At 53.4% G+C, this 20,172-nt stretch carries 21 protein-coding genes, 1 tRNA gene, 1 pseudogene and 1 riboswitch; of the genes and pseudogenes, 15 read left to right on the plus strand and 8 right to left on the minus strand.

Features of this window, described 5'->3' with window-relative positions:
• Positions 1 to 92: 92 nt before the first annotated feature.
• Complete coding sequence (locus tag AC2FI9_RS03720) at positions 93 to 359, minus strand: helix-turn-helix domain-containing protein (protein WP_496765727.1); 267 nt, start codon at positions 357 to 359, stop codon at positions 93 to 95.
• A gap of 634 nt (positions 360 to 993) precedes the next feature.
• Here AC2FI9_RS03720 and AC2FI9_RS03725 point away from each other — a divergent pair.
• The 7 genes and pseudogenes from AC2FI9_RS03725 to AC2FI9_RS03755 all read left to right on the plus strand — a co-directional run bounded on the left by AC2FI9_RS03725 (position 994) and on the right by AC2FI9_RS03755 (position 8,787).
• Complete coding sequence (locus AC2FI9_RS03725; protein WP_496765729.1) at positions 994 to 2,304, plus strand: metallophosphoesterase; 1,311 nt, start codon at positions 994 to 996, stop codon at positions 2,302 to 2,304.
• Positions 2,301 to 3,419 carry a GTPase-associated system all-helical protein GASH gene (locus AC2FI9_RS03730; RefSeq protein ID WP_496765732.1) on the plus strand — a complete coding sequence of 373 codons (1,119 nt, stop codon included), beginning with the start codon at positions 2,301 to 2,303 and terminating at the stop codon, positions 3,417 to 3,419. The genes AC2FI9_RS03725 and AC2FI9_RS03730 overlap by 4 nt, the downstream gene beginning before the upstream one ends.
• Before the next feature lie 2 nt (positions 3,420 to 3,421).
• Complete coding sequence (locus AC2FI9_RS03735) at positions 3,422 to 4,408, plus strand: TRAFAC clade GTPase domain-containing protein (protein ID WP_496765735.1); 987 nt, start codon at positions 3,422 to 3,424, stop codon at positions 4,406 to 4,408.
• On the plus strand, positions 4,405 to 5,268 hold the full coding sequence (locus AC2FI9_RS03740; RefSeq protein ID WP_496765738.1) for a TRAFAC clade GTPase domain-containing protein: 864 nt from the start codon (positions 4,405 to 4,407) through the stop codon (positions 5,266 to 5,268). The genes AC2FI9_RS03735 and AC2FI9_RS03740 overlap by 4 nt, the downstream gene beginning before the upstream one ends.
• Positions 5,255 to 5,584 (plus strand): annotated as a pseudogene (locus AC2FI9_RS03745) (GAP1-N1 domain-containing protein); the annotation flags it as partial. The gene AC2FI9_RS03740 and the pseudogene AC2FI9_RS03745, both read left to right, overlap by 14 nt.
• 807 nt (positions 5,585 to 6,391) lie before the next feature.
• Positions 6,392 to 7,999 carry a hypothetical protein gene (locus AC2FI9_RS03750; protein WP_496766106.1) on the plus strand — a complete coding sequence of 536 codons (1,608 nt, stop codon included), beginning with the start codon at positions 6,392 to 6,394 and terminating at the stop codon, positions 7,997 to 7,999.
• A gap of 248 nt (positions 8,000 to 8,247) precedes the next feature.
• Positions 8,248 to 8,787: an RNA 2'-phosphotransferase gene (locus AC2FI9_RS03755; RefSeq protein WP_496765740.1), complete on the plus strand. Its 540-nt coding sequence runs from the start codon at positions 8,248 to 8,250 to the stop codon at positions 8,785 to 8,787.
• A 182-nt stretch (positions 8,788 to 8,969) separates the two neighbouring features.
• Here AC2FI9_RS03755 and AC2FI9_RS03760 read toward each other — a convergent pair.
• Positions 8,970 to 9,045 (minus strand) — tRNA-Lys (locus tag AC2FI9_RS03760).
• Positions 9,046 to 9,256: 211 nt separating this feature from the next.
• On the opposite strand from AC2FI9_RS03760, the gene dapF reads away from it, so the two are divergent.
• On the plus strand, positions 9,257 to 10,099 hold the full coding sequence (gene dapF, locus AC2FI9_RS03765; protein WP_496765744.1) for a diaminopimelate epimerase: 843 nt from the start codon (positions 9,257 to 9,259) through the stop codon (positions 10,097 to 10,099).
• On the plus strand, positions 10,096 to 11,352 hold the full coding sequence (mtaB, locus tag AC2FI9_RS03770; RefSeq protein WP_496765746.1) for a tRNA (N(6)-L-threonylcarbamoyladenosine(37)-C(2))-methylthiotransferase MtaB: 1,257 nt from the start codon (positions 10,096 to 10,098) through the stop codon (positions 11,350 to 11,352). The genes dapF and mtaB overlap by 4 nt, the downstream gene beginning before the upstream one ends.
• Positions 11,353 to 11,442: 90 nt before the next feature.
• On the opposite strand, the gene AC2FI9_RS03775 is transcribed toward mtaB, so the two are convergent.
• From AC2FI9_RS03775 to AC2FI9_RS03790, 4 genes are all read right to left on the minus strand, one after another.
• The gene (locus tag AC2FI9_RS03775; RefSeq protein WP_496765750.1) at positions 11,443 to 12,228 is read right to left on the minus strand and encodes a cytochrome c1; all 786 of its coding nucleotides are present in this window, start codon (positions 12,226 to 12,228) and stop codon (positions 11,443 to 11,445) included.
• A gap of 17 nt (positions 12,229 to 12,245) precedes the next feature.
• Positions 12,246 to 13,577, minus strand: coding sequence for a cytochrome b (gene petB, locus AC2FI9_RS03780; protein ID WP_108860628.1), 1,332 nt, complete (start codon positions 13,575 to 13,577; stop codon positions 12,246 to 12,248).
• A gap of 15 nt (positions 13,578 to 13,592) precedes the next feature.
• The gene (petA, locus tag AC2FI9_RS03785; RefSeq protein WP_058272711.1) at positions 13,593 to 14,177 is read right to left on the minus strand and encodes a ubiquinol-cytochrome c reductase iron-sulfur subunit; all 585 of its coding nucleotides are present in this window, start codon (positions 14,175 to 14,177) and stop codon (positions 13,593 to 13,595) included.
• A gap of 116 nt (positions 14,178 to 14,293) precedes the next feature.
• Positions 14,294 to 14,542 (minus strand): hypothetical protein, encoded by a 249-nt coding sequence (locus AC2FI9_RS03790; protein WP_496765754.1) that lies wholly within the window; start codon positions 14,540 to 14,542, stop codon positions 14,294 to 14,296.
• On the opposite strand from AC2FI9_RS03790, the gene AC2FI9_RS03795 reads away from it, so the two are divergent.
• The 3 genes from AC2FI9_RS03795 to AC2FI9_RS03805 all read left to right on the plus strand — a co-directional run bounded on the left by AC2FI9_RS03795 (position 14,541) and on the right by AC2FI9_RS03805 (position 16,249).
• The gene (locus tag AC2FI9_RS03795; protein ID WP_109313713.1) at positions 14,541 to 15,089 is read left to right on the plus strand and encodes a helix-turn-helix domain-containing protein; all 549 of its coding nucleotides are present in this window, start codon (positions 14,541 to 14,543) and stop codon (positions 15,087 to 15,089) included. The two genes, AC2FI9_RS03790 and AC2FI9_RS03795, sit on opposite strands and share 2 nt — an antisense overlap.
• Complete coding sequence (locus AC2FI9_RS03800; RefSeq protein WP_496765758.1) at positions 15,086 to 15,619, plus strand: GNAT family N-acetyltransferase; 534 nt, start codon at positions 15,086 to 15,088, stop codon at positions 15,617 to 15,619. The genes AC2FI9_RS03795 and AC2FI9_RS03800 overlap by 4 nt, the downstream gene beginning before the upstream one ends.
• A 186-nt stretch (positions 15,620 to 15,805) precedes the next feature.
• Positions 15,806 to 16,249, plus strand: a complete 444-nt coding sequence (locus AC2FI9_RS03805) for a c-type cytochrome (RefSeq protein WP_496765761.1) — start codon at positions 15,806 to 15,808, stop codon at positions 16,247 to 16,249.
• A gap of 52 nt (positions 16,250 to 16,301) precedes the next feature.
• Here AC2FI9_RS03805 and AC2FI9_RS03810 read toward each other — a convergent pair whose 3' ends face one another.
• Together AC2FI9_RS03810 and AC2FI9_RS03815 are read right to left on the minus strand one after the other, a co-directional pair.
• Positions 16,302 to 16,910, minus strand: a complete 609-nt coding sequence (locus tag AC2FI9_RS03810) for a glutathione S-transferase (protein ID WP_496765766.1) — start codon at positions 16,908 to 16,910, stop codon at positions 16,302 to 16,304.
• 74 nt (positions 16,911 to 16,984) lie between these two features.
• Complete coding sequence (locus AC2FI9_RS03815) at positions 16,985 to 17,596, minus strand: FMN-binding negative transcriptional regulator (protein WP_496765768.1); 612 nt, start codon at positions 17,594 to 17,596, stop codon at positions 16,985 to 16,987.
• Between the two features lie 53 nt (positions 17,597 to 17,649).
• Positions 17,650 to 17,797, plus strand: a riboswitch (FMN riboswitch).
• 72 nt (positions 17,798 to 17,869) lie between these two features.
• On the opposite strand from AC2FI9_RS03815, the gene AC2FI9_RS03820 reads away from it, so the two are divergent.
• From AC2FI9_RS03820 to AC2FI9_RS03830, 3 genes are all read left to right on the plus strand, one after another.
• Positions 17,870 to 18,310, plus strand: coding sequence for a 6,7-dimethyl-8-ribityllumazine synthase (locus AC2FI9_RS03820; RefSeq protein ID WP_496765771.1), 441 nt, complete (start codon positions 17,870 to 17,872; stop codon positions 18,308 to 18,310).
• Positions 18,311 to 18,404: 94 nt separating this feature from the next.
• On the plus strand, positions 18,405 to 19,505 hold the full coding sequence (gene aroC, locus AC2FI9_RS03825) for a chorismate synthase (protein WP_496765773.1): 1,101 nt from the start codon (positions 18,405 to 18,407) through the stop codon (positions 19,503 to 19,505).
• Positions 19,489 to 20,151 (plus strand): HD domain-containing protein, encoded by a 663-nt coding sequence (locus tag AC2FI9_RS03830; protein WP_496726173.1) that lies wholly within the window; start codon positions 19,489 to 19,491, stop codon positions 20,149 to 20,151. The genes aroC and AC2FI9_RS03830 overlap by 17 nt, the downstream gene beginning before the upstream one ends.
• Positions 20,152 to 20,172: the final 21 nt, after the last annotated feature.

Raw genomic sequence — 20,172 nt, forward strand, 5'->3', positions numbered from 1 at the left:
GGGGATCAAAGACTTAGATCAAGGGTGTCTATGATGCCCAAAGTTAGAAAGGGCTGAGAGCGGGAACTCTCAGCTCTTTTTCATTAAAGTGGCTACATTTTATCATCCTCTGCTTGGGCGGTAAGCTCAGGGTAGCGATCCGGCCAAATTTCTGATGGATGGCTCTTCCCGAGATGACGGCAGATGGCCTGCTGTATGAAGTGAGATTTCACGCGCCCCTGGCAAACAGCTGTGACGGTACTGGGTGATCTGCCAAGCTCGCGAGCAATTTGAGACAAGGTTACCTGCTTCTTTTTCAGCTGATATCGGATGTCATCATGCAAATCTAAATCTAGTATCATGCGGCACCTTAAAAGCATCGCGTTTGGGTCAGCGAAAACGCAACCAGTTACCGTTTTGATAAGCTTCTCCGAATCATCGAGTCAACAAAAATATTTTAGCAGAAACAGTTAGTTAGATGCTAACATCATGCTGTTAGCACTGGTGTTAGAGAGGCTGTTAACATTCTCTAGGAATTTTCCTATTGATTCAATGATGCGCGCTACGCGCGATACCGGGGTCGACAGGTTTTACCATATATTGTGTTGTCGGCCATTTATTACTGGATTTTTGTCCCTCCGGCATGGTTGGGCCAATCCAGTTGCGAGACCCAAGATCAGGATGCTGAAGACAATCGGTGCTTCACAAAGTGACCTAATTGTCCATACGAAGCCGCACAATGCCTGCGACTGCTCTTTTGCTAACGCACCACATACCGTCCGACAGGTTCCTGCCGCTTCATTACACCCAAGATGAGGTATAGGGTCATCTTCGGAGCTCCCATGCTGCTGCTCAGCCATAGTGCGACCTTTTGATCTGCCGTTTGCGAAACCTGAGCAGCTCTACAACCTCACGCTGATTTTCGGGCTTGATGCCTCTGTCACATCGCGTCATCCCTTGCTAAGCTACGAAAAAGACGCCGATATCTCGGTATTTTGCACTGGACACTGATAAATGCTTCTACTTCACCTTTCGGATATACATTTTAGAACTCGTGACACTGCGTCGGCACAAGATCCAAACAAAGGCCTTAGGGAAAAACTCTTAGATGATATCGTGGATAGGTTTCTGGAGCTTGAGGAACAGCCAGCACAAATCTTGGTTTCGGGAGATATAGCGTTTTCGGGCGCGAAGGAGGAGTACGAATTCGCTAAAGATTGGCTTATTAAGTTATGCGATAGTTTAGAAATTCCCCACAAAAATGTTTTTGTAGTCCCCGGCAATCATGACGTTGATCAGTCCGTAAGTGAGGACATTTCGGTCAGAGTTTTGCACGATTATATTAAGAAGAATACTACTGCTGAGCGAAGTGATACGTTTCGTGAGCTTCTAAATAACCCGGCAACGGCGGATACGCTTTATAAGGCTTTACAAAACTATAACGATTTTGCGGCTGGGTACTCTTGCTTACTAGATCCACCTAACGAGACAATTGCAAGGGAAGTTTTGGACCTTGCTGATGGGTGGAAACTAAACTTAATCGGCCTCAATTCAGCATTTGTGTCCAGTAGGAGCGATGAAGAGGGTTCGCTCTATGTGGATAATGCAAGTTTTTCGATCCAAGCATCGAATGGCCATATAAATCTAGTAATGTGTCACCATCCGTACAATTGGCTTTGTTTCGGCGAGGAACTCAAAAATAACCTTGAAGCTGCAGCTGAAATACAGCTGTTTGGTCATGAACATATCGTTCGGCCAGAGATTGGGCGCGACTACGTTCGTTTGAGATCACCTGCAATTCACCCTGATCCCAGGGAAGCTCCTTGGGAACCAGGCTACAATATCATAGATTTAAACATGGTATCAGAAGCAGGGCGCACTTATCTTGATGTCAAGGCTTACGTCAAAACGTGGCAGCAACGACCACCAATGTTTGTGCCGGTATTCGACAAAGGCCAAGTCCCATACTTCGAGCAGCGTATCACTATCAATAGGCAGGCACTACCCTCCGCAAGGAGGGATTCAGACCAGACCTCAGTTGCAACTCAGGTTGGTCGCTCGCACGATAAATTTGCTGGGGGATTGTCAATGCCACCACAGTCGGAGCCACAAAAAGAAGTTGGAATTAGGGAGCTAACATTTCGCTTCTTCGCGCTAAATTACCCACAACAATCTGAAATCATTTCAAACCTGGAATTGGAAATAGAAGACGATGCCAATAAACCGGCAGCCGTGAGATTCAGCAATGCCCTAAAGTTGGCAAAAGCAAAACAAATCCTTCCAGAGCTACTTGAGGCAATTGAAGTACAGGAGAAACGTACGTGACTACTGCAATAAACGAAGTCAATCTTGCTGATATTTACGCAAATGCCGAGATCCCAGCCGATCCTCAGCTGTTTTCTGGTCGAGCAAAGGCAGTAGAAGGAGCACTTAAGTCTTTTACCCGAGAAAAGGCATTGGGCTTTGTAAGGATTGCCTTCGGTTTATCAGAAGAAACTCAAACTGCAGAACTGGTCGAGCTTGTGAGAAAGACCGACCCCTCTTTTTCTTTAGGAGCGAATGCTCAGGAGATTAAGCTACTAGCCGTTTCGGTTATTGAGAAAAGGAGCGCACCGCCTGTTGAAGATGTTTTCGTCATGTTTGCAGTGCTAGCTGCTTCTTTTTTTGGTCAAAGAGAATGTCAAGTGGATCCGAACCTTGTTTCAAGGATAGAAGGTAGGAGGCGCATATTGGCCAGTGAGACGGCAAGGAAATTACCGTCTACCAAAGTCGAAACGGTCAGCTGCCGAATTGACGAGCTGAGCGAAAAGCTGTCTGAACTACAACCGCTTTTTGCTCAGGGCAACAGCGCTGAAAAACTTGAAGAACTGCTTTCGACAATGGAATCCAACATTGATGAAGCGACAACTGGACTTGAAAAGGCTGTTCAGACAAATCTTCAAGCCATCAATGCCAAACTTACCAGTCAACAAAACGAAATTGACCTGTTGTGGTGGTTGTTTGGTGGGTGGTCCACTGCTCTAGAACAACCGCTCTCGGATCACAAGGCTTCGGGCCGTGCCGTGCTTGTTGGAATTGACTTGGGAAATCTGAGTGATTTACGTGGTGGGCCTGGTCCGGTAACGACTTTCATTCAAAGAGCAATCGGAAATACACCCAAAACCCAAAATCAAACCGATGTAACTTCAGCATTTTCCGAGCTTTCAGCGAACCTGGATGGGCTTCAAATTAGTGAAGCCGCTCGAGAATACCCAGATGTTCTACCCGTTTTGGGCGCAATTTTCGCTGCGAAGCGCGATTCTGCAACTGAAGCTTGGCAGAAGGCTTATTCTAATGCTACCGGGCTATCTCCAAAAACAAAATTGAGCTGCGCGGAGCTAGCTGAACAAATCTACCGCGAGCAGGTTCTCGCTCGCTTGTTAGCAAGTGAGGACAACTGAAGATGGCCGAGGCAAATGATCCCGAAGAGCCGGAAGGTCAGACTGTCGAGATTGAAGAAATCAAGACCGCTCCAGAGAGCTTAGAACATGACGAAGTGACCGAGCCTGAGACGGGAGATATTGGGCTGGAGCTCCCAAAAGGCGATTTCCTGACGCACGATGGTGTCAGAAAGATGTTGCTCGCGCACCCTGTACGTCAGGTAGCAATAGTTGGCCCCATCGATAGTGGTAAGACAACTTTAACAAGCGAGATCTATGCTCAATTCTTAGTAGGCGAGTTTGCCGGATTCTCGTTTGCAGGCAGTTCAACGCTTGCTGGTTTTGAAGAACGGCTGCATTTGTCCCGCTTTACTTCAGGTCGCGCAACTCCCGATACAGCGCGAACTAGCATTGAAGATCCATTGTCATATTTACATCTTTGCTTAACCGACGAGAGATCCTTTGTTCACAACCTTGCAATTTCGGATCGGGCTGGCGAAGCTTATCGCGCAATTTTTTCAGAGCAAGATCCCTCTCGGTTTCCACAAGAATTGAGCTCTTCACATCATTTAAGTTTCTTGATCGATGGAAAGGGGCTCAGTGACAGAGCCGAATGTCACAACGCGTTGGAGATTCCGAGGAATCTGTTTCGGAAGCTCTTAGACACAGGAACCATCAGTCAGACTAGAAGTATTTCCTTTGTTGTAACAAAGGCCGATTGGTACTTGGGCAAAGATGACGAAAGCCGTGTAAAAGATTTGCTTGCGAGATTTGAGGAACGCTGCCAGCGCTTTTCTGGTCAAGTGGAGGCGATCAATCTATTTCAAACTTCAGTTCGACGTGAACCTGGCAATCAAACAGGGTTCGAAGTTCCGTTTGGTGTAGACCAGCTTTTACGTCACTGGCTCAAGCCTTTGGAGACCAACGCAGAAGCACCTATAACCCCTCCACCCATACGTGAACTCGACCGTTTGATGAGCCGTAGTTACTACATGGGGAATTTGCAATGAGCACCTCGCTTCGCCATTCAGTGATCGGTCTCCCAGGATCTGGAAAGACAACTTACTTAGCTGCACTATGGCATATGTTGTCATCTGAAGATCTTGAGCTGTGTCTAAAATTACGGTCAGTTAAAGGGGATACTGGCTACCTAGACCGTATTGCCGAAAATTGGCGTAGTTGTGTGGACATTGGTCGGACACGCTCTTTAGAAGCCGAATATATCACTCTTGAGTTATGTGATGTTTCGAGACAAACGCCGTTTGATCTTAGTTTTCCAGATGTGGCTGGAGAAATTTTTGAAGAACAATTGTCTACTAGAAGACACGGAGCTGACCATGCCACTTGGTTACAACATCCAGGAGGTACACTATTGTTCCTCAATGCGTCGAGCCCGACCGATGGTGTAACGCTGCAATCGCTTGAGGGTCTGCTTGAGGACGAGTTAGACAACGCCACCGAGGAACTCTCGGAAATCCCCCACGAAACTATACCATGGCACCCTAAACTAATGCCTGAGCAGGTTAAGCTTGTTGAGTTGCTCCAAATATTGCGGCAGCTTGATTACGCTACTGAAAGGCAAAAAGTAAGCGTGCTGATTTCCGCTTGGGACACTGTCGAATCCGACGGCGATACTCCAGAAGTCTGGCTACGACGCGAAAGACCACTACTTTGGCAGTATCTCGCTTCGAATACTCATCGCACAGAGTTTCGGGTATTTGGTATTTCCGCTCAAGGTGGAGACAAAATGACCGATCGCGAGGAGCTACTAGCAAAGCCATCGCCCAGTGAACGAACTATTTGTGTAGAGCAAAACGACCGAACTCACGATCTAACTAGGCCAATTGTTTGGCTAAATGGGGCTGAGTAGTTTAGTGCCACTCTTATCGCCATCCCCAACGATTCATCATTTCTTGTTCGGCTATGATCGAGGGCACACCTTGATAGCTGGCTCGAAGAGTCTTGGATCATCGCTCGAGGCTCACTTGGCGCGAAAGAGCGACCTAGTACCTGGCGCGGAGCTGATTGGCTCACGGGGTTACATGAGTGGGTTTCCTGTGGAAACAGACACTTATGCATTGCTCATGACTTGGGCTGCACCTGAAATGCCTCGCCCGGGATGCGTGTGGTCCCACGTTGTGCTACTTGAACGAAATCTCATTTCAGAGATCAACGATCTATCAGCGTTCCGGAGCTTTTTTCGACAACCAGGTGAAAACCGAAATTTGGATTTTTATCGTAAGCCCCTGCCGGTTACACTGCCATTGGATGCTGCGTCTTCCAGAAGTTTTGATAGGTATTCGAACTTTAGCACAGAGGGCGCCTTAAGGGCACTTGAAGCAATCTACGCTACTAATTCGACTGGTCTATGTAATGACATCGGAAGTGATCGGGAGAGCGTAATTTTCGCCATTTGGTCTCAACAATGGAACGATCTGAGAATGGCTTTCAACTTTCAGACGGCCGTTTTTTCACGGCCGCCAGAAAAAAAGATCTCGGACTCTTGGATCACCTTTGTGAGAGATCGTCACACCGCCGAAAGTGGAAAGGTAACGCCAGAGTGGTTGGTAATATTGTTGAAGGGACTACGGCCTAGCTCTCAACTCATGCTTTTTTTCGATAGCGTTGGTCCAAGCCTTCCACCGGAGAGGTCGAGCGTTCGACTACTTGCGCGCCTACGCGCATTCGATCGTTCAAGTAGCCCTGACGGCGACCTGCGAGCCCTGAAGTTTCTTGGCCACGAAGTAAAATCGCCGAACTCGGGCAGTGCTATTAAGAACTGGCTTCTTAACGCCGCTCTAGCCAGTGACGACGTCAACAGAATCCGTTTGCTCTTTGATTTCTTTATGGAGCAATCTGAGAGCCGATCATTTCCATCCTTGTGGAACAAATTACGCAGTCACTTGCCGAAGCTATGGAAGTTGGATCCTGCCAGCTATTTTATGTCATTCATGAGGCCTCTACGAAGGAATAACCAAGCAATACGAGATGCGTTGGACGACTTAGCGAAGGACACGAGATCGCCGCATATTTTTGAACACGTAGACCTAGGTTGTTGGGACGGGCGGCTTCAAATCGCAAAAATAAATCCGAAACTTCTCAATCACCCCGCATTAGTAAATGCTCCGGAAGACTTTATTGTCAAAGCGTTAAATATCGTAAATCCGGAATCAAATGAATACCATATAATACTGTCAAACCTCTTGAAATCACCACTTAAGGAGGTCGCAATTAGGCTGGCTGAGCCTCAATTCGAGAATTTAGCGAGCGCAGTATACAAAAAAGCTCTAGACGGCTGGTCCTTGGACGCCAGCATCGAAATCGATGAAGTGTGGTTGGAAGCGATCCGCAATCAAACCCCTAGAGCAGTCGGCCATCTTTTGCCTGTCGTAAAGTCTATTTCCGAAGTGGTAGTGCTTTTTGATTTGTTGGGTTGGAGCAATGAAATCTATGAATGCGTTACGACAGAGGATTGGTCTAGAATTGTACCAGCCTTTGATCGCGTTATTGAGGATGAGCAACAATGGGCAATTGTACTAATGGTTTTGGTACATGCGATTAGGAACCCTAGTAAAGGCGTGGAACCGCTGTTCGAGTTTTCTGTTCCGATCATCTATCACGGCCTCTTGTCAGGTGATGCCCCGGATTTCCTAAAGTCATATATATATGAAAATTCTCCAAAGTATTGGCTGATTCCGAACTGGGATTTATGTGCCAGGCTCAAGCGGCAAATTGAGAGAATTTATTACTACGAAGACTTGCGCAGTACTAATCTTGAGAAGCTCTTTTCGAACTCTCCTCCAAGGAACCGATCAAATCCGGAGAAACTCAATTCTGCGCCGGATCCACGGGAAACTTTGGAGACAATAATTCATCAAGGGGATTCTCGAGCTCTTGAAGAAGCAGTTTCGAATTCACGTAACGCGCTCCTTGATCATGACAAGGAAACCACTCCGCTTGATTGGGCGGAAGCACAAATGAACGTGGGTAGACTGCATAGTGCCCTTGGTCTTCGAGAGCGTGAACCTCTTAGCCTAGAAGCTGCAGTGGAAGCCTATCGCGACGCCCTGACAGTGTATACTCGGGATCGCGCGCCTTTAGACTGGGCAGAGGCACAGGTGAACTTAGGCGATGCGCTTTCTGCTTTAGGTGAGCAGAGGAATGAAACACCTAAACTGGAGGCTGCGGTGGAGGCCTATCGAGCCGCATTAAAAGAAAACACACGAGATCGCGTACCTTTAGATTGGGCGGAGACACAAGTGAACCTTGGTAAGGTATTGACCACTCTTGGCCAACAAAAAAATGACACGACCGCCCTTGCTGCTGCCGAAGAGGCTCACCGCGCTGCACTTACCGTAGTCACACAAGAGAACGAACCGTTGAGCTGGGCGATAGCTCATGTCAATTTGGCAAGAGTCTTGGCTTTGCTAGCTGAGAATACCCATGATGACTCTTTGCTAGACGACGCAGACCTGTCCTGCCAACTCGCCCTAAAAGTATTCAACGAGCCAAAATACATAGCTGATGGCGAAGATGTCCAAGGCATAGTTGAAGATCTAAGAAGACAACTCGCCGGAGATAGGGACTTTAGTCGGTTTTGAACAAATACTTCAGGGGGTGATCTGACACTTCTTAGACTGCATTTGCAAAAATATGTCGTTTTCAACTACAAATGAAAACTCAACCGCTTAGGCATCAAATTTATTTGATGCCTGTAATCGATGTAAAAAAGTATTTTTCGTCGAAGTGCGGTCAATCAAGTAGAACATCGGGTTCTACTACCAATTCAATTCCTACTTGCCAGGCTTCCTAGTAAGCCTAGTAAACCAGTATCTGAAGACATTCTTCGATGAGCAGAGAAAGCAAGTTTTTGAGCCTAGTGCTCCGCCATAAACCTGAAGAGATCGATCTTCGGCTTGATAAGCATGGTTGGGTTCGAGTTGATGACCTGCTGCGCAAGCTCAAGAAAGCGAACCGAAAGCTAAGCCGCGAGGAACTCATTCGGCTTGTCGACAGAAATGACAAAAAACGCTTTACCCTGTCTGAGGATGGCCTGCGGATAAGAGCAGCGCAAGGACATTCAATTGATGTGGATCTAGGCTTGAAATCTCAACGCCCGCCTGACGAATTGTATCACGGCACGGCCAGCGCCAATTTGGATGCAATATTTTCCGACGGACTTAACCCCGGGCTTCGTAAGCAGGTTCATCTTTCTTTGGACACACTCACAGCTGAGCGCGTCGGACAACGACACGGCAAGCCTGTTGTTCTACGTGTCGAGGCGCTACGAATGTTCGAAGATGGGTTTCAGTTTTTTTGCGCCGACAATGGCGTTTGGCTCACTGACAAAGTGCCTGCGGTCTACTTGGGATTCGGAAAAACTGCATAGAAAATAGAACAGCTAGCTAGTGGTCGGCTAGGAACGCGGCTTTGTCTGAATTCTATCGAGATCGCCTAAATCTGCGGCACACACAAGTTTCGCGATGCGCAGAACCTTTTGATCTTCGCTGAAAAAGCGACAAACTCATGTCAAAAGAGACAAACTTCTTGTCATCTTTCATTTGAAAAAAGTGGTGAGCCGTGCAGGATTCGAACCTGCGACCCACTGATTAAAAGTCAGTTGCTCTACCAACTGAGCTAACGGCCCACTCTTTTGCTGGATCTTGTAGATCCGTGGCGCTCTTTAAGTCATTTTCCCGACCGGGTTCAAGACCTTATTTGCACCTCGTATCGCCAGAGTAATCAGTGTTTCCGGCGACCCGATAGGCGGCCTAATTAGGCAGGTGGCGCTGGGGGGTCAACCCCCTTTTTTAAGGAATCTGCGTCGCAGGGTGGATTCCTTTCGGGTGCAGGGTTATATGCGCGCCATGCAAGGATTACAGAACACTGGTTTGCCCTTCATGAAGATGCACGGGCTGGGCAATGACTTTGTCATTGTGGACGCGCGCGCGTCTGCCGCGTGGATTAGTCCGGCACTTGCGCAGGGAATCGGGCACCGTCAATTCGGGGTCGGGTTCGATCAGCTCGCCGTCATCGAGAACGGCGAAGCGGATGCACATTTGGTGTTCTACAACTCGGACGGATCCACCTCGGCTGCGTGTGGAAATGCCACCCGTTGCATCGCCCGTTTCCTGATGGAGGAATCGGATAGATCCGACCTGACACTGACGACCGAACGCGGCACTCTTTACGCCAAGGACGCCGGAGACGGCCTGACCTCGGTCAATATGGGGCACCCCCAACTAAACTGGAACGAGGTTCCGTTGTCTGAGGAAGTCGACACACTGGAACTGCCCATCGAGGGAGCGCCGACGGCCACCGGGATGGGCAATCCGCATTGCACCTTTTTTGTCGACGATGCCGAAGCCATCCCTCTGACCGAGTTTGGTTCGCGTTACGAGCACCATCCGCTCTATCCTGAGCGTACCAATGTCCAAATTGCGCAGATCATTGCACCGGACCACATCCGCATGCGCGTGTGGGAGCGTGGCGTAGGCATCACCCTGGCTTCGGGTTCATCCTCATGCGCCACGGCCGTTGCTGCTGCGCGTCGCGGCCTGACTGGGCGCAAAGTACAAATTGAGCTGGACGGCGGGACGATCTGGATCGACTGGCGCGACGATGGCGTTTGGATGACCGGGCCCACTTGTCACGTGTTCTCGGGCACACTGACACCGGAATTTTTGGAATCACTGGCATGAGCGCGCCGAAGTTCACCACCCTGGGCTGCCGCCTGAACGCCTATGAGACCGAGGCGATGAAAGAGCTGTCGGCGCAGGCCGGACTCACCGACGCGGTGATCGTGAACACCTGCGCCGTCACGGCAGAAGCGGTGCGCAAAGCCCGGCAAGAGATTCGTAAGCTACGGCGGGAAAATCCTGACGCGCGGCTGATCGTGACAGGCTGTGCGGCCCAGACCGAGCCTGACACCTTTGCTCGAATGGATGAGGTCGACGCGGTCATTGGCAATACCGAGAAGATGCAGCCCGAGACCTGGAAAGGCATGGCGGCAGACTTTATCGGCCAGACCGAGACGGTGCAGGTCGATGACATCATGTCCGTCACCGAAACCGCAGGCCACCTGATCGACGGTTTTGGCACCCGCTCGCGCGCCTATGTTCAGGTCCAAAACGGCTGTGACCATCGCTGCACTTTCTGCATTATCCCCTATGGCCGTGGGAACTCGCGCAGCGTCCCTGCCGGCGTTGTCGTGGATCAGATCAAGCGGTTGGTGGATCGGGGCTATAACGAGGTCGTACTGACCGGCGTTGACCTGACCTCGTGGGGCGCCGATCTACCGGCGCAACCCAAGCTGGGTGATCTGGTGATGCGCATTCTGAAACTGGTGCCCGATCTGCCACGCCTGCGGATCAGTTCAATCGACTCGATCGAAGTGGATGAGAATCTGATGCAGGCCATCGCGACAGAATCTCGCCTGATGCCGCATCTGCACTTGTCCTTGCAGCACGGCGACGATCTGATCCTGAAGCGGATGAAACGACGTCACCTGCGCGATGAAGCCATCCGCTTTACTGAAGAAGCCCGTAAACTGCGCCCCGAGATGACTTTTGGCGCTGATATCATCGCAGGCTTCCCAACCGAAACGGATGATCATTTCGAAAACTCGCTGAAACTGGTGACAGATTGCGATCTGACCTGGTTGCACGTTTTTCCCTATTCCAAGCGCGAAGGCACCCCGGCCGCCCGCATTCCGCAGCAGGTGAATGGGAACATCATCAAGGACCGCGCCGCCCGCCTGCGCGCGGCCGGTGAGGCGCAGGTCACACAGCATCTGCAAGCCCAAATCGGCAAAACTCATCACATCCTGATGGAAAACCCGCATATGGGCCGCACCGAACAATTCACCGAGGTCGCTTTTGAGGCACCACAGCCCGAAGGGCAAATCGTGAAGGCAACAATCACAAGCGCCACCGGCACGCAGCTACAAGCCTGATCCGGCCTTCATCAGGCCCCTGCCCGATTGCAACAAAAAAACCCCCGCAGCCGGTGGCGCGGGGGTTCAAACATTGCGGGGCTGTGAAACTCAGCCTTGTTTCTTGCCTTTGACACCTGCCCACAAGCGCTTGTTGACAAGGTACAGAAGCACCGACAACAGCGACAGGAACAGAACGCCGACGAAGCCTGAGTATTTGCGCTCCATCATCTTCGGCTCGGCCGTCCACATCAGGAAGGCAGCGATGTCTTCGGACAGGGCTTCGACAGTGGCCGGGTGGCCATCGGCGAATTCAACCTGATCTTCGGACAGCGGCGGCGCCATCGAGATCCAGCCTCCGGGGAAGGCCTTGTTCTCATACAGGATGGTGCCTGCTTCTTCTTTTTCTTCACCGGTATAGCCGTCCAGCAGCGAGGCTATGTATTCCGCGCCACCCATGCCCTTGAAGAACTGGTTGATCCCCAGACCATAAGGCCCGTGGAACCCGGCGCGGGCCTTGGCCATCAGGCTCAGGTCCGGTGCGCCAACACCGTCATTGACCGGGAAGTGGTCGGTCGGGATTGCCGGACGGAAATCGTCCAGCTCCGGATCGAACACTTCGAAGTTTTCTGCCGAATAGGCAATAACTTCTTCTTCCGAATAGCCCAGCGCTTCGAGATCACGCAGAGGCACATAGCGCAGGCCGTGGCAGGCTGCGCAGACCTCGGTATAGATCTGAAGGCCACGCTGCAGCTGGTTTTGATCCCAGGTGCCAAAGGGGCCTTCAAACGAGAAGTGGAAGTCTTCGATGTGCTGCTCGCCCCCACCTGCTGCGAAGGACGCAGCAGGGGTAAGGGCCAAAGCAAACGCGGCACCGATTGCAAGTTTCTTGAACATGTTTCCGGTCCCTCTTCTTACTCGGCCGGCGTGGCGTCAGCGTCAGCCTTGCCATAATGCGCGTTGAAGTCTTCTTCGATGGTCTCTGGCTGTGGCAGCGGTTTTTCGATGACACCCAGGATCGGCAGGATCACGAAGAAATAGGCGAACCAGTAGGCGGACGCGATCAGCGAGAAGGTCGCATAGGGCTCTTCCGCGGGCATCGCACCCAGCCACATCAGGGCAAAGAAGTCGATGATCAGCAGGTAGAACCACCATTTGAACATCGGGCGGTATTTGCCCGAACGCACGGTCGACGTGTCCAGCCAGGGCGCCAGCGCCATTGCCAGGATCGCACCGAACATCGCAATCACACCAAAGAACTTAGCGTCAACGATGCCACCGGTGATGAAACTGGCAAATTGTACAACCCAGACTTCACCGGTAAAGGCGCGCAAGATCGCGTAGAATGGCAGGAAGTACCATTCGGGAACGATGTGTGCTGGCGTTACCAACGGGTTGGCTTCGATGTAGTTGTCCGGGTGGCCCAGATAGTTCGGCATGTAGCCGACGATGGCCCAGAACACGACCAGGATCACGGCCAGAGCGAACAGGTCCTTGATCACGAAGTACGGCCAGAATGGCAGGGTGTCTTTCTCGGCATCGGCTTTCGACGTGCGGCGAACTTCAACACCCGTGGGGTTGTTGTTGCCGGTGGTGTGGAAGGCCCAGATATGCACAATGACCAGAGCCGCGATAACAAACGGCAGCAGATAGTGTAGCGAGAAGAAGCGGTTCAGCGTGGCATTGTCCACCGCGGGTCCGCCCAGCAGCCAGGTCTGGATCGCGTCACCCACAAACGGGATCGCGCCAAACAGGCCGGTGATCACGGTCGCACCCCAGAAGGACATCTGACCCCAAGGCAGAACATAGCCCATGAAGGCAGTACCCATCATCATCAGATAGATAAGCATACCGATGATCCACGTGATCTCACGCGGGGCTTTGTATGAGCCGTAGAACAGGCCACGGAAGATGTGGATGTAGACCGCAACAAAGAACAGCGACGCGCCGTTCATGTGAATGTAGCGCAGCATATAGCCGCCATTCACGTTGCGCATGATGTGCTCGATGCTGGCGAAGGCCAGATCGACATGCGGTGTGTAGTGCATCACCAGAACGATACCGGTGACGATTTGCAACGCCAGGCAGAACGCCAGGACGATGCCCCAGATCCACCACCAGTTCAGGTTTTTGGGGGTTGGGATCATGATGGTGTCGTAAATCAGGCCGACGATGGGCAAGCGGCTGTTCAGCCATTTCTCGCCGTTTGTCTTCGGCTCGTAATGATCGTGGGGAATTCCGGACATAAGTTTGGGTCTCCCTTAGCCGAGTTTGATGGTGCTGGCGTCGGTCCACTCAGCGGGCGGAACGGGCAGGTTTTCAGGTGCGGGACCTTTGCGGATACGTCCGGCCAGATCGTAGTGCGATCCGTGGCAGGGGCAGAACCAGCCGCCAAAGTCGCCAGCATCGCCCAGCGGCACACAGCCAAGGTGCGTACATACGCCCATCTGAACGATCCACGCGCCCGGCGCTTCGCCCTCGGGCGACGGCATCACGCGGTTGGCGTCGGTTGCCGGAGCGTCCGCGTTCAGGTTGGAGTTGCGGGCCAGCGGATCAGGCAGTGCATCAACGCCTTCGGCGTCCTGTTCCTGCGCTTCTTGAATTTCGGCACCGGTGCGGTGGCGGACAAACACAGGTTTACCCAGCCATTTCACGGTCAACTGCGTACCGGGTTCAACGCCGCTCACATCCACGCGGATCGAGGACAGCGCCTGAACGTCTGCCGATGGGTTCATTTGATTGATCAGGGGCCATACGGCTGCACCCGTCGCGACGACACCTGCGCCGCCTGCGACGTAGTAGAGGAAATCTCTGCGGGTGCCTTCGTGGTCTTCTGCGTGGGACACGAGGTTTTCTCCGATTCCGGCGCCCGGGGGTGACCCGAGCAAACATGCATCAGCACCGCATCAAAGCGGCGTCTCATCGCGGCTATCTATCCGGGAGAATTCGGTTCGTCCAGCGGTCATAGGCGCGCAGTGCACCACAACAGGGCATTCATGTCACAACGAGAGGCGAAAGTTTCAAGATACGGACCTGTTTTTTGGCAAAAACACTCCGGTTCCCCGGCTTTTCCAAATGTGATTCGATTCGCTCCGGCGGGATAGAACGGTGCAGAACCGACCCAGCCCCAAAAGGTTTTACAGAATGCCGATCCGCCCATCTTGAACTTTTCGTCATATTCGGGAATATTTCCGTATATGAGAAGTTCCATGGAAGCCACCTCTGACAAACTGGCCACGCATTTGCGTGGATTGCGAGAGCAGCACGGCATGACCCTCGATACTTTGGCTGGAAGAACCGGTCTAAGTCGCGCCACCCTGTCACGGATCGAGAAAAACGAAGTCAGCCCGACCGCCGAGACGCTAGGCCGTCTGGCAACGGTTTATGCAGTACCGATCTCTCAGCTACTTACCCCGTTGGAGCAAAGTTTCCAACCGATTGTCCGGCGGCACGACCAGCCGTTCTGGACGGATCGTGGGCGCGCGTTTCAACGTCGCAGCGTTTCGCCCCCCAGTGGGCACCTTTCGGTTGAATTGATCGAAGGAACCCTGACCGCGCGGCAGCGCATCGCCTATGATGCACCCGCAGTTCCGGGGCAAGAGCATCACCTGTATGTCTTGTCCGGGCAGATCGAAATCACGGTCGAGAGGAAAGCTTATGACCTTCGACAAGGGGATTGCCTGCGGTATATTTTATTTGGCGAAACCGTATTTGAAACGACCCATAGTCCCTGCACTTACGTGATCGCATTGTCATGACCGTTCAGACACCCAACGTCTTCCGCCTTACCCCGACGGATATCGACCACAATCTGACAGACCTGTGCCGCACGCTTGTTGACAGCGTTGCCGATGGTGCCGCGATCAGCTTCATGATGCCGCTCGACCATGACAGCGCCGCGCGGTTCTGGACGGATGACGTCAAACCCGCCATCGAAACAGGCGAGCGGCACTTGTTTGGCGCATATTATCAGCGTCGCATGATCGGTACGGTCCAGCTGTTGCTTGCCATGCCCCCAAATCAGCCCCACCGGGCAGAAATCTCGAAGATGATCGTTCACCCTGATGCCAGGCGTCGCGGTTTGGGCAAGGCCCTGATGCAAGAGGCCCTGAAATCTGCACAAGAAGCCGGGAAGACACTCATCACACTCGACACGCGCACCGGAGACGTCTCGGAATCCCTTTACAGGTCTGTCGGGTTTCAACCGGCAGGTGTCATCCCCGATTTCGCATTCGACCCGGACGGAAAGTCCCGTCACGCGACGACCTATATGTACCGATACCTTTGACTTAAGCTCGAATTTACGGTGACGCCCGACGTAGCAAGACGCGCCTTTTCAACAGGGCATATCGATGTAGAAAATCTGAGTTAAAAATAGATATTTTACAAAGGCTTAGCCGCGTTTGATTTCGATTGAACTTTGAACGCAAATGATCGAAATGCGGGAAATCCCAATCTCTGCAGGACGTCTCTCATGTCAAAGCTCTTTGCACCAACCCTAATCCTCGCACTGACCGTGCCCTTTCAGGCGATAGCGGCCGGTGATCCGGCGAAAGGCGAAAAACTCTACAATCGCTGCTCTTCTTGCCACGCAATCATCAAAGATGGCCAAGTTCTGGTCAAAGGCGGCATCACTGGCCCGAATCTTTACGGCGTCGTCGGTCGCGTCGCAGGAACCGAGTCAGATTACCTGAACGGAAGCGAACGTTTGCCCATCGGAATGTTCACCGACGACATGATCCGCGCCGGTCAGAAAGGGCTGGTCTGGACACAAGAGAATATCGCCACGTATTCCAAAAACCCGATCGCATTTATCCAGGAATATCTGGATGACGAAACCGCGCGCCCAAACATGAGCGTCAAACTGAAAAAGGGCGCCGATGACATCGCGGCCTATCTGGCGACATTCAACGAGTGATGTCTGTCGCTGGTCGTTCTGCCATCAGAGCGACCAGCGCATTGATCCCCGATCAGGCCGGCGGTTGCGTTGCGGCCATGCTGGGGCGTTCGACAAACTTCTCGTACCATGCGGCCAGCGCATCATTTCCCCTGCGCCACCCGCGCGCATCGTGACGGAAATCGACGTAGCCCAGCGCGCAGGCCACCGCGACCTGCCCCATATCCAACGGTCCGGACAGATGCGCCATCCACCGCTGGTTCAACGCGGCGCAAGCGCGTTCTATCTTGTCCCATTGCGCATCGGCCCAGCCCTCCCATTGCTTGTCTTCGGGCCGCATCCGAGCCTCATAGGTGATCAGCAACGCCGCATCCAGAATACCATCCGCCAGCGCCTCAAGCGTCAGCACATCCCAATGCCGGGCACCGTCCTGATAAAGACCGGCCTGCCCGCGCGCGTCCAGAAACGCACAGATAACACGGCTGTCGAACAGGGTCGGTCCATCTGGGCGCTCTAATGCGGGCACTTTTGTCAGCGGAGCCTTGGCCAATAGCGGCTCGGCCGGGGAAATTGGCGTTGTTGCAACGTTCAGCAGTTCGACATCCTGCAACTGGTCTGTTTCATGCAACAAAACCATAACCTTACGGACATAGGGCGAAGTGGGACTAAAATAGAGTTTCATAAGAGATCTCCCTGAATTGCCGGAACTCTACATCACCCAATGCAAAACAAAACCCGTCAATTGGTGCGCCAACCTCACCCTCTCATCAACTTTTGCAGAGCATCAAGCTCGGACCCGATCCCGTCGTTTGCGATATGTTCTGACGCGCTCAGGCGGGCTGCATCGGGCTTGTTCTGGTTTAGCTTCCAGGTGCCTTGAATGTCGTCAACGCGAAACCGAAACGGCACGATCATGCGCATCATCTTATCCAACGCGTCTTGGCTCATCTTGCCGGTCGTCCAAGGCGGTTTAGGCAGCAAGCGTGCCTCATAAAAGGCGGACTGGCGATTTAACAGGTCCAGCAACTCCGCGTGCGGCCGCTGTTCTAACTGACCGATCAGATGCACAGCGACATAGTTCCATGTCGGAACCTGATCGGCGATCCCGTACCAATCCGGAGATACGTAGCCATCTGGCCCGGTGACAGCGATTCTGGCTGGTTTAGGGTCTTTCAGCATGCGGACGATCGAGTTCGATCTGACAAGATGCAGCTCGGCCAGCGTGCCATCCTCAGACAGCAGAAACGGCACGTGGCTAATCAACGGTGCCTCATCCGTCGACACCGCAAGAACCCCGAACGCGCGGTCACGCGCAAAGGCGATGTGGCGCGCAGTCTCTTCTGCGCGGAAGGCTGGATTGGGGTGCATGGCTGTCCTCCTGCGAAATCTCTTGCAGAACCGGCCGCACCTTGGCAAGGTCCGCCCGTTCTCAGGGCGGGGTGAAATTCCCCACCGGCGGTATGCGGGCGATGATCCGTAAGCCCGCGAGCGGCCCCGGTGTGCGGGGTGTCAGCAGATCTGGTGAGATGCCAGAGCCGACGGTTACAGTCCGGATGAAAGAGAACGTGCAGCGCGTCGGCCCTAGCTTGCGCCTGCCCGTGATCGCCTTGGGTGACGTGTCTGTTGCGAAAGGAGATCATGATGACACACACCCGCTATGCTTTTGTAAAAGCCAACTGGCATTCCGATATCGTTGATCAAGCCCTAGAAGGGTTTCTGGAACTCATCCCCGCCGATCAGGTTGACGTTTTTGACGTCCCCGGCGCGTTCGAAATGCCGCTGCTGGCCCGCGATCTGGCCCAGACCCGTCACTACGCCGCGGTCGCCTGCGCGGCGTTTGTCGTGGATGGCGGTATTTACCGGCACGATTTTGTGGCTCGGGCCGTTGTCGATGGGTTGATGCGTGCTGGCATGGATACAGGGGTACCGGTCCTGTCTGTTTCCCTGACGCCGCACCAGTATCAGGAAACCGATCACCACAATGCTATATACCGGGCGCATTTTGTAGAGAAAGGCCGCGAAGCCGCTCAAGCCGCGCTGAAAATTGCAGCCACGCGTGCCCAACTGGCCGCGGCAGCATAAGCACGACAGGTTGGGGCAAACACGCCCCAACCGCAAATCCGCTTGAGGCCAATGGCCTTGCCAGCTAATCACGACGCTCAAAGGAGCATGCCCCATGTCGATGAACAGTTTTGGCCACCTCTTCCGCGTCACCACCTGGGGTGAAAGCCACGGGCCCGCATTGGGTGCGACCGTCGATGGCTGCCCTCCGGGTGTCACAATCGACGAGGCGATGATCCAGCATTGGCTGGACAAGCGCAAACCGGGTCAGAACAAATTCACCACCCAGCGGCGCGAACCCGATCAGGTGAGAATCCTCTCCGGCGTGTTTGAAGGCCAAACAACGGGCACGCCCGTACAGCTGATGATCGAGAACACCGATCAGCGCTCGAAAGACTACGGCGATATCATGGACAAGTTCCGTCCCGGGCACGCCGATATCACCTACTGGCAGAAGTACGGCATCCGCGATTACCGCGGCGGCGGGCGCAGCTCGGCCCGGGAAACCGCATCGCGTGTGGCAGCGGGCGGGCTGGCGCGAGAAGCCATCAAGCAGATCGCACCAAACGTGCAGATTACCGGCTACATGACGCAGATCGGCCCACACAAGATTGACCGAGGCAATTTCGACTGGTCGCAGATCGAACAGAACCCGTTCTGGACCCCGGATGCCCAAGCGGCCAAGGATTGGGCGGCCTATCTGGACGACCTGCGCAAGTCCGGAAACTCGGTCGGTGCAATTGTTGAGGTTGTGGCACGCGGGGTCCCTGCCGGGATTGGCGCGCCGGTATATGCCAAGTTAGACACTGATCTGGCCTCTGCGATGATGTCCATCAACGCGGTGAAAGGCGTTGAGATCGGCGAAGGCATGGCTGCTGCCGAACTAACAGGCGAGGCAAACGCGGACGAGATCTTCATGGGTCAGAATGGCCCTCAATATAGCTCAAACCACTCGGGCGGCATCCTGGGCGGTATCTCGACCGGGCAAGACATCGTCGTGCGCTTTGCGGTCAAGCCAACTTCGTCGATCCTGACAACCCGCAAAACCATCACCAAATCCGGCGAAGAAACCGAGATCATCACCAAAGGCCGTCACGACCCCTGCGTCGGCATCCGCGCCGTTCCTGTGGGTGAGGCGATGATGGCTTGCGTGATCCTCGACCACCTGCTGCTTCATCGCGGCCAGATCGGAGAGAACCGTGGACGGATCGGCTGATCTGCGCACACGCCTGCGCGCCGTTGTTGCGCAGCGCATGGAAACCGATCCCGCGCATGATCTGGCCCACTTGGACCGGGTCTGGGTGAACGCGCAGGCCATTGCAAACGACCAGACCGACATGCCCGTGCTGCTGGCTGCGGCGTACCTGCATGACCTGGTCAACCTGTCGAAGGACGACCCCGACCGCCACTTGGCATCGCGCCGATCGGCTGAGGAATCAGAGTCTATTCTGGCTAATCTGGTCTATTCCGAGGACCAGATTCAGGCGATCAAACACGCGATTGAAGCGCACAGCTTTTCGGCCAACATTACACCGGAAACGCCCGAGGCCTGCATCTTGCGCGATGCGGACAGGTTGGATGCGCTGGGGGCGATTGGCGTTGCCCGGAACTTCTCGGTTTCCGGCGCGTTGGGACGGTCGCTTTATGATCCGGCGGATCCCTTTGCCGCCAACCGTCCACTGGACGACCTGCATTTTTCGATCGACCACTGGAAGGTCAAACTGCTGGGCTTGCCTGGTGATATGTTGACCGAGGGTGGTCGAGAAATTGCACAGCGCAGAATCGCGCGCATGATCCGGTTTCTGGAAGAGTTCGCCCAAGAGATCGGCAGTCCCCTGCCAGCCGATTGGTCCAATCTGTAAACAACACGTTGATCTTTCCCT

It is taken from the genome of Ruegeria sp. CDSA246 (genome assembly GCF_059611225.1).

What these genes read in the sequence shown, in the direction of transcription:
- AC2FI9_RS03795 (WP_109313713.1), top strand. Translation starts at nt 14,541, where the DNA reads ATGGAAGCCACCTCTGACAAACTGGCCACGCATTTGCGTGGATTGCGA.
- petB (WP_108860628.1), bottom strand. Translation starts at nt 13,577, where the DNA reads ATGTCCGGAATTCCCCACGATCATTACGAGCCGAAGACAAACGGCGAG.
- mtaB (WP_496765746.1), top strand. Translation starts at nt 10,096, where the DNA reads ATGAGCGCGCCGAAGTTCACCACCCTGGGCTGCCGCCTGAACGCCTAT.
- AC2FI9_RS03720 (WP_496765727.1), bottom strand. Translation starts at nt 359, where the DNA reads ATGCTTTTAAGGTGCCGCATGATACTAGATTTAGATTTGCATGATGAC.
- AC2FI9_RS03735 (WP_496765735.1), top strand. Translation starts at nt 3,422, where the DNA reads ATGGCCGAGGCAAATGATCCCGAAGAGCCGGAAGGTCAGACTGTCGAG.
- AC2FI9_RS03755 (WP_496765740.1), top strand. Translation starts at nt 8,248, where the DNA reads ATGAGCAGAGAAAGCAAGTTTTTGAGCCTAGTGCTCCGCCATAAACCT.
- AC2FI9_RS03725 (WP_496765729.1), top strand. Translation starts at nt 994, where the DNA reads ATGCTTCTACTTCACCTTTCGGATATACATTTTAGAACTCGTGACACT.
- AC2FI9_RS03820 (WP_496765771.1), top strand. Translation starts at nt 17,870, where the DNA reads ATGACACACACCCGCTATGCTTTTGTAAAAGCCAACTGGCATTCCGAT.
- AC2FI9_RS03775 (WP_496765750.1), bottom strand. Translation starts at nt 12,228, where the DNA reads ATGTTCAAGAAACTTGCAATCGGTGCCGCGTTTGCTTTGGCCCTTACC.
- dapF (WP_496765744.1), top strand. Translation starts at nt 9,257, where the DNA reads ATGCGCGCCATGCAAGGATTACAGAACACTGGTTTGCCCTTCATGAAG.
- AC2FI9_RS03790 (WP_496765754.1), bottom strand. Translation starts at nt 14,542, where the DNA reads ATGGAACTTCTCATATACGGAAATATTCCCGAATATGACGAAAAGTTC.
- AC2FI9_RS03805 (WP_496765761.1), top strand. Translation starts at nt 15,806, where the DNA reads ATGTCAAAGCTCTTTGCACCAACCCTAATCCTCGCACTGACCGTGCCC.
- AC2FI9_RS03815 (WP_496765768.1), bottom strand. Translation starts at nt 17,596, where the DNA reads ATGCACCCCAATCCAGCCTTCCGCGCAGAAGAGACTGCGCGCCACATC.
- AC2FI9_RS03740 (WP_496765738.1), top strand. Translation starts at nt 4,405, where the DNA reads ATGAGCACCTCGCTTCGCCATTCAGTGATCGGTCTCCCAGGATCTGGA.
- aroC (WP_496765773.1), top strand. Translation starts at nt 18,405, where the DNA reads ATGTCGATGAACAGTTTTGGCCACCTCTTCCGCGTCACCACCTGGGGT.
- AC2FI9_RS03810 (WP_496765766.1), bottom strand. Translation starts at nt 16,910, where the DNA reads ATGAAACTCTATTTTAGTCCCACTTCGCCCTATGTCCGTAAGGTTATG.
- AC2FI9_RS03800 (WP_496765758.1), top strand. Translation starts at nt 15,086, where the DNA reads ATGACCGTTCAGACACCCAACGTCTTCCGCCTTACCCCGACGGATATC.